Source organism: Campylobacter sp. 2018MI13 (assembly GCF_018501135.1).
Taxonomy (GTDB): Bacteria; Campylobacterota; Campylobacteria; order Campylobacterales; family Campylobacteraceae; genus Campylobacter_E.
Map to the genome: position 1 here is coordinate 1 of NZ_JAHCZC010000251.1, position 428 is coordinate 428.

General features: G+C 43.0%; 1 protein-coding gene. It reads left to right on the forward strand.

Features of this window, described 5'->3' with window-relative positions; translation table 11 throughout:
- Nucleotides 1-9: 9 nt before the first annotated feature.
- Nucleotides 10-428: hydroxymethylglutaryl-CoA synthase (locus KJQ99_RS09880; protein ID WP_284467060.1), on the forward strand; the 419-nt coding region annotated here is incomplete at its 3' end.

Sequence of the window (428 nt, forward strand, 5' to 3'; positions counted from 1 at the left end):
GCATGCTACATGGAAGATGTGATGGATTTCTGGCGTCCGTTCAATCATACAGAAGCGCTCGTCAATGGCAAATTTTCTGCAAATATTTATGTTGATTTCTTCAAAAAAGTTTTTTCGATATACCGGGAAAAAACTGGTGCCAAGCTTGAAGATTTTGCCGCTTTGCTGTTTCATTTGCCGTACACTAAGCAAGGACTTAAGGGATTGCGTGCTGCCATTGAAGGTGCGGATCCCAAAATCAGCTTGGAGCTTTCGCGTCAATTCGAATTTTCAAGAAAGTACGGCAGACTTTTCGGCAATTTGTATACGGTTTCGCTTTATTTGAGCCTTCTTTCCATGTTAAACAATTCAGTCAGTCTCAGAGCAAATCAGCGTCTGGGAATGTTCAGCTACGGATCGGGAGCGCAAGGCGAATTTTTCACTGGAAG